Source organism: Streptomyces sp. NPDC059897 (assembly GCF_042730865.1).
In the GTDB taxonomy this organism is placed as follows: domain Bacteria; phylum Actinomycetota; class Actinomycetes; order Streptomycetales; family Streptomycetaceae; genus Streptomyces.
In genome coordinates this window covers 204,922-211,113 of record NZ_JBHWKQ010000003.1, presented here as the reverse complement: position 1 = coordinate 211,113, position 6,192 = coordinate 204,922, and the positions used below count along the sequence as shown (strand labels likewise).

7 protein-coding genes are annotated in these 6,192 nt (G+C 71.1%); 2 read left to right on the top strand and 5 right to left on the bottom strand.

Features of this window, described 5'->3' with window-relative positions:
- The first annotated feature begins 146 nt into the window (after positions 1-146).
- Positions 147-1,169 (top strand): adenosine deaminase, encoded by a 1,023-nt coding sequence (locus ACFV9W_RS05440; protein ID WP_385755845.1) that lies wholly within the window; start codon positions 147-149, stop codon positions 1,167-1,169.
- Positions 1,170-1,182: 13 nt separating this feature from the next.
- Here the strand turns inward: ACFV9W_RS05440 and ACFV9W_RS05435 are convergent, their stop codons facing one another.
- Positions 1,183-1,782, bottom strand: coding sequence for a TetR/AcrR family transcriptional regulator (locus ACFV9W_RS05435; protein WP_385755843.1), 600 nt, complete (start codon positions 1,780-1,782; stop codon positions 1,183-1,185).
- A 108-nt stretch (positions 1,783-1,890) separates the two neighbouring features.
- Between ACFV9W_RS05435 and ACFV9W_RS05430 the strand changes: the two genes are divergently transcribed.
- Positions 1,891-2,523, top strand: a complete 633-nt coding sequence (locus ACFV9W_RS05430; RefSeq protein WP_385755841.1) for an NAD(P)-dependent oxidoreductase — start codon at positions 1,891-1,893, stop codon at positions 2,521-2,523.
- A gap of 22 nt (positions 2,524-2,545) precedes the next feature.
- Here the strand turns inward: ACFV9W_RS05430 and ACFV9W_RS05425 are convergent, their stop codons facing one another.
- The 4 genes from ACFV9W_RS05425 to ACFV9W_RS05410 all read right to left on the bottom strand — a co-directional run bounded on the left by ACFV9W_RS05425 (position 2,546) and on the right by ACFV9W_RS05410 (position 6,160).
- Positions 2,546-3,601: a UDP-N-acetylmuramate dehydrogenase gene (locus ACFV9W_RS05425; RefSeq protein WP_385755839.1), complete on the bottom strand. Its 1,056-nt coding sequence runs from the start codon at positions 3,599-3,601 to the stop codon at positions 2,546-2,548.
- A 62-nt stretch (positions 3,602-3,663) separates the two neighbouring features.
- Positions 3,664-4,044 (bottom strand): DUF3291 domain-containing protein, encoded by a 381-nt coding sequence (locus ACFV9W_RS05420; RefSeq protein ID WP_385755837.1) that lies wholly within the window; start codon positions 4,042-4,044, stop codon positions 3,664-3,666.
- 29 nt (positions 4,045-4,073) lie between these two features.
- Positions 4,074-5,510 (bottom strand): DHA2 family efflux MFS transporter permease subunit, encoded by a 1,437-nt coding sequence (locus tag ACFV9W_RS05415; protein WP_385755835.1) that lies wholly within the window; start codon positions 5,508-5,510, stop codon positions 4,074-4,076.
- A gap of 80 nt (positions 5,511-5,590) precedes the next feature.
- A complete protein-coding gene (locus tag ACFV9W_RS05410) occupies positions 5,591-6,160 on the bottom strand; it encodes a TetR/AcrR family transcriptional regulator (RefSeq protein ID WP_385755834.1) in 570 nt (189 codons plus the stop codon).
- Positions 6,161-6,192: the final 32 nt, after the last annotated feature.

Here is a 6,192-nt window from a genome sequence, read left to right as displayed (position 1 = left end):
GCCCGCCGGGGCGCGCTCCTTCGCTTCCTCATTTCCCGGCGCGCGGCCCCCCACTTTACGGCGGCGCCCCGCTTGTTCGTTCGGGCAGGGCCCCGAAGGTGGAAAGGCGCTACCGGTACGACAGGTGCGTACGGCAGGATCTTGGGATGGAGCGTGTAGGACGTGATGTACGTCAGTTGCCCAAGGCCCACCTGCATCTGCACTTCACCGGGTCGATGCGGCCCACGACCCTGCTGGAACTCGCCGACAAGTACGGCGTGCGGCTCCCGGACGCGCTGACCGGGGCCGAGCCGCCGAAGCTGCGGGCGACGGACGAGCGCGGCTGGTTCCGCTTCCAGCGGCTCTACGATGCGGCGCGTTCCTGCCTGCGGGAGCCCGAGGACATTCAGCGTCTGGTGCGGGAGGCCGCGGAGGAGGACATCGCGGACGGCGGCGGCTGGCTGGAGATCCAGGTCGACCCGACGTCGTACGCGCCGATGCTGGGCGGCCTCATCCCGGCCCTGGAGGTCATCCTCGACGCCGTCGACAGCGCCTCGCGCGAGTCCGGGCTCGGGATGCGCGTCCTGGTCGCCGCGAACCGCATGAAGCACCCGCTGGACGCCCGCACGCTGGCGCGGCTCGCGGTGCGGTACGCGGACCGGGGCATCGTCGGGTTCGGACTCTCCAACGACGAACGGCGCGGCATGGCGCGGGACTTCGACCGGGCCTTCCACATCGCACGAGAAGGCGGCCTCCTGTCGGCACCGCACGGGGGCGAGCTGACCGGGCCCTCGTCGGTGCGCGACTGCCTCGACGACCTGGACGCCACGCGGGTCGGCCACGGCGTGCGGGCCGCCGAGGACCCGCGACTGCTCAAGCGCCTCGCGGACGGGGGCGTGACCTGCGAGGTGTGCCCGGCCTCGAACGTCGCGCTGGGCGTCTACGAGAAGCCCGAGGACGTGCCGCTGCGCACGCTGTACGACGCCGGGGTGCCGATGGCGCTGGGGGCCGACGACCCGCTCCTGTTCGGCTCGCGGCTGGCCGCCCAGTACGACATCGCGCGGCGCCACCACGGCTTCACGGACGCCGAACTGGCCGAGCTGGCCCGTCAGTCGGTACGCGGCTCCGCGGCCCCGTACGACACCAAGGAGAAGCTCCTGAGCGGCATCGAGGAGTGGCTGGCCGCCTGACCGGCGGGAGAGTTCAGGCGATCCCGCGCAGCAGGGTGCGCGTGACGTGGGCCGCGAACTCGTCCACCGGCTGCGGCGGTTTGCCGTCCGGGGACATCTCGTAGGCGAAGGCGCGCTGTGAGCAGGCGCCGAGCAGGAGCGAGGCGGCGGCGTGCGTGTCGGCTTCGGCGCTGATGCGACCGGCCTTCTGTTCGGCCCGCAAGTAGGCGTCCAGTCCCTGGATCGGCTTGTGCGGTCCTGTGCCCAGTTCGCGCATCACCTCTTCGTGGCGGCGCTTCAGCGTGGGTTCGGCGTACAGGGACGCGGCCATCGGGAACGTCTGCTCGTAGAAGAGGGCCGCTTCGCGGGCGATGTCGGTGAGGTTCTGCTCGACCGTGCGGTCGGGCGCGCCTTCCGTGAGGAGCCTGCCGAGCAGGGAGCCCAGCTTCGGGAGGCGCTCGCCCAGCACCGTCACGAAGAGCTCTTCCTTGTTGCCGAAGTACTTGTAGAGCGCCGCTTCGGAGCAGCCCGCCGCCTTGGCGATCTCCTTGGTGGTCGTGCGGGCGAGACCGATGCTCAGCATGAGTTCGTGGGCCGCGTCGACGATGCGGACACGGGCCGGCTTCTGATCCATGCAGGCTCCAACAGTGCTTGACGCGGGGGTGAGTGCTCACTCACTCTAAGGGTCAACTGGGGTGAGTGAGTACTCACCCACCACGAGGCGCACACCTGGAGGCACGCCATGAAGCTCACGGTTTTCGGTGCGACGGGCGGGATCGGACAGGAGCTCGTCAAGCAGGCCCTGGCGGCCGGGCACGAGGTCACGGCGGTCGTCCGCGACCCCGCGCGGCTCACGGTGACCGGCGAGCGCCTGGAGGTGGTGCGTGCCGACCTGAAGGACCCCGAGTCGCTGCGTCCGGCGGTCGCGGGCCGGGACGCCGTGCTGTCGGGCCTCGGCGCGCGCAAAAAGGCGGACGCGGGCATCGCCACGGAGCTGACGCGTTCGGTCCTGAAGGCCATGGAGGCCGAGGGCGTGCGCCGGCTCCTCGTGGTCAGCGCGGCGCCGGTGGGCCCGCAGCCCGCAGACTCGCCGATGGTCGACCGGCTGATGCTCAAGATCGTCGGCGCGGTCCTGAAGGACGTCTACGTCGATCTGGCCGCCATGGAGGCCGAGTTGGCGCGCAGCGTGACGGACTGGACGTCGGTGCGGCCGCCCCGCCTCCAGGACAAGCCGGTCACCGGTTCGTACCGCACGGTCGTGGGCGGCTTCCCGCGCGCGGGGCGCTACGCCGGGCGCGCGGACGTGGCGCACGCGATGCTGGCGATGGTGGACGACCCGGCGACGGTGAAGCAGGGCGTCGGGGTCGCCTACTGACCGGTGGCGGGCCGCGGTCGGCTCAGAGGCCGACGCCGACCGTCACCGGCTCGTTGACCAGCGTCACACCGAAGACGTCCCTGACCCCGGCGACGACCTCACGGGCGAGCGCGAGCAGGTCCTCCGTGGTGGCCTCGCCGCGGTTGGTCAGGGCGAGGGTGTGCTTGGTGGAGATGCGGGCGGGGCCGCTCCCGTAGCCCTTGGTGAAGCCCGCCTTGTCGATGAGCCAGGCCGCGGAGGTCTTGGTGAGGCCCTCCCCGGCGGGGAACGCTGGGGCCTTCGCGTCCGCCCCCAGACGCTCGACCACGCGCGCGTGGAAGGCGGCGAACTCCGCGTCCGTGAGGATCGGATTGGTGAAGAACGAGCCCGCCGACCACGTGTCGTGGTCCTCCGGGTCGAGCACCATGCCCTTGCCGCCGCGCAGCTTCAGGACGGTCTCGCGCGCGAGGACGGCCGAAACCCGCTCGCCCGCCTCGACGCCGAGGGCGCGCGCGGTCTCCGGGTACTTCAGGGGTGCGCTGAGGCCGCCCGCGTCCTCCAGCTCGAACCGCACCCGCAGCACTACGTAGCGGTCGGGTTCGGCCTTGAAGCGGCTGTGCCGGTACGAGAAGGCGCACTCGGCGTTCGGAATCGTGACGGTCTCGCCGGCCGTGCGGTCGTAGGCGACCACCTCGGTGATCGTGGAGGAGACCTCCTGGCCGTACGCCCCCACGTTCTGGATCGGCGTCGCGCCCGCGGAGCCGGGGATTCCGGCGAGGCACTCGACGCCCGCGAGCCCGGCTTCGACGGTCCGCTCGACAGCGTCGGTCCAGACCTCGCCGGCCGCCAGTTCCAGCTTCGTACCGTCGAGTTCGAAGCCCTTGGTGGCGATCCGCAGGGCGGTGCCCGCGAAGCCCTTGTCGCCGATGACGAGGTTGCTGCCGCCGCCGATGATCAGCAGCGGCGTACCGGAGGCGTCGGCCTCGCGCACCGCTTCGATCACCTCGGCGTCGGTGGTCGCGGTGAGCAGCCGGGTGGCGGGCCCGCCGAGCCGGAAGGTGGTCAGGGGGGCGAGAGGGGCGTCGTGGAGTTCCTGCACGCGCTCAAGAGTACGAGAACGGCCCCGCCGCTCGGACGGGGCCGCCGCTGCCGTGGCCGGGCTCACTCGAAGCGCGACAGGACGTCCTTCCAGTCGAGCGGCAGTTCGTCCGTCGAGGCCTTCCAGGTGAGGAAGGTCGAGTCCTTCATCTCTCCCCGCAGCCTCGCGGAGATCCCCGCGTGCGGCGCGGTGACCGCGAAGTCCCGCAGCACCTTGGGCGACTCCCAGACGGACAGGGTCCAGAAGGTGCGTCGCAAGGGTGCCGCCTTGAGCGACGCTCCGTAGGCGCCCGACGCCCGCCCCACCTGTCGCCAGATGGTGGGCGTACGAGCGAAGAACTTCAGGGCGCCCCACAGCGTGCGCGTCTCGAAGCGGGAGGCGAAGACATGGGCCTCCACGCCCGCGGGCGGCTTGTTCGGGGTGGTCCAGGGCAGGGTCGGCATGGCGTTCCTCCCGGATGGGTCTCCAGTGATCAGGCGTTTTCCAGGACCGGAGCGGTCTCAGCATCCCGCGTGTCGGGCTTCGTGCGCTCCGCCCGTGGGATGAAAAGGGCGGCGAAACCGGCTACGGCCACGACCGCGGCGCCCACCCACAGCGCGGGCTCGATCCCGTCCACGAAGTGCTGCGCGGAGTCGTAGCCGCCCTGAGCGGAGAAGACGGACGCCATGACCGCGATGCCGAGCGCGCCGCCGACCTCGCGCAGCGCGTTGTTGGCGCCGGAGGCGATGCCCTGCTCCTGCGGCAGGACGCTGGACATGACCAGGTTGGCGGCCGGGGCGAAGTAGAGGGCCATGCCGACGCCGCTGACGATCAGGGCCGGCAGCTGGGCGGCGTACGAGACGTCGGCGGAGACCACGGCGGCGAACCAGCCGAGTCCGACGGCCTGGAGGAACAGCCCCGCCGCGACGACGGGCCGGCCGCCGATGCGGTCCGAGAGGATCCCGGCGATCGGCGCGACGAGCATCGGCATGCCGGTCCAGGGCAGCATCCGCAGGCCCGCCTCCGTCGGCGAGTAGCCGAGCACGCCCTGCAGGAACTGGCTGAGCAGGAAGATCGAGCCGAACATCCCGAGGAACATCAGCAGGCTCGCGGCGTTGATCCCGGCGAAGGCGCGGGAGCGGAAGAGCCGCATGGGCAGCATGGAGTGCTCGTTGCGGATCCCGTGGCGCACAAACCCGACGAGCAGCGCCGTGCCCCCGAACAGGCCGGTCAGCACGAGGGTGTCGGTCCATCCGACGACGGGCGCCCGCACCAGGCCGTACACGATGCCGAACAGACCGCCGCTGGCGAGCAGCGTGCCCACGATGTCGAGCCGGGCACCCGCGCCGTACGACTCCTTCAGGCGCAGCCGGACGAGGGGCAGCAGGGCGAGGCCCAGCGGAACGTTCAGCCAGAAGATCCAGTGCCAGGAGACGTGCTCGGTGAGGCTGCCGCCGATGAGCGGCCCCGACGCGACCGCGAGCCCGTTGACCGCGCCCCAGATGCCGTACGCGAGGCCACGCCTGGCCGCCGGGACGGCCGCGGTGAGCAGGGTCAGGGTGAGCGGCATCATGATCGCGGCGCCGACGCCCTGCACGGCGCGGGCGGCGATCAGCGAGTCGATGCCGGGCGCCATGGCCGCGGCGGCGGAGGCCCCGGTGAAGATCGTGAGCCCGACCTGGAACAGCCGCCTGCGTCCGAAGCGGTCCCCGAGCGCCGCACCGAACATCAGCAGGACGGCGAAGGTGAGCGTGTAGGCGCTGACCGTCCACTCCAGGTCGTCGAGCGCCCCGCCGAGGTCCTGGCGGATGGACGGCAGGGCCGTGGTGACGACGAGGTTGTCGAGGGCCGCCATGAATCCGGCGACGCTGGTGATGAGGAGGGCCCAGAGAGCTCCCCCGCGCTGCGCTGGTGCTGCTGTCCGTGCCATTGCTTCCCCCAGTGATCGCTTGGTTAGTTATTGATGACTAACTTGCGCGGGCAAAAAAATACCCTTTGCACCACGCGGACTCACTCCTTCTCGGCCGCCCGAGGCTGCGTCGCCTCGTGGAACCCGGCCCAGACCCGGTGGTCCGGCTTGAAGCCCATGGACACCAGGACGTTGATCAGCATCCCGAAGGCGAGGAACTGCGTCGTCTCGCCGATGTCGGCCCCCATCGCCAGGTTGGCCACGTCGTACATCTCCATCCAGGCGGCCCGCAGCGACTCCCCGAACTCCGGGTCCCCGGCCGATTCGGCGGCGGCCACGGCGACGTAGATCTGCATCTGCATGAGCAGCTTCTCGGGGTCCTCGGCGATCAGCGCCTGGTACGCGTCCCCCATGCACTGCACCGCCTCTTCCCCCTCGGCACCCTCGGACGCCCGCTGGAAGACCTTGGTGATGTCCTGGCAGCAGCGCTGGGCGGCCGCGAGGAAGATGGCCCGCTTGCCCGGGAAGAGACGGAAGAGATACGGCTGCGAGACACCGACCCGCTTGGCGATCGCCTCGGTGGACGTGCCGTTGTAGCCGCCGCGGGCGAACTCCGTGATCGCCGCGCGGATGACGCTCTCGCGCCGCTCCTCCGCACTCATCCTGACCATGCGGCCAAGTTAGTGGCCAATCACTACCTACG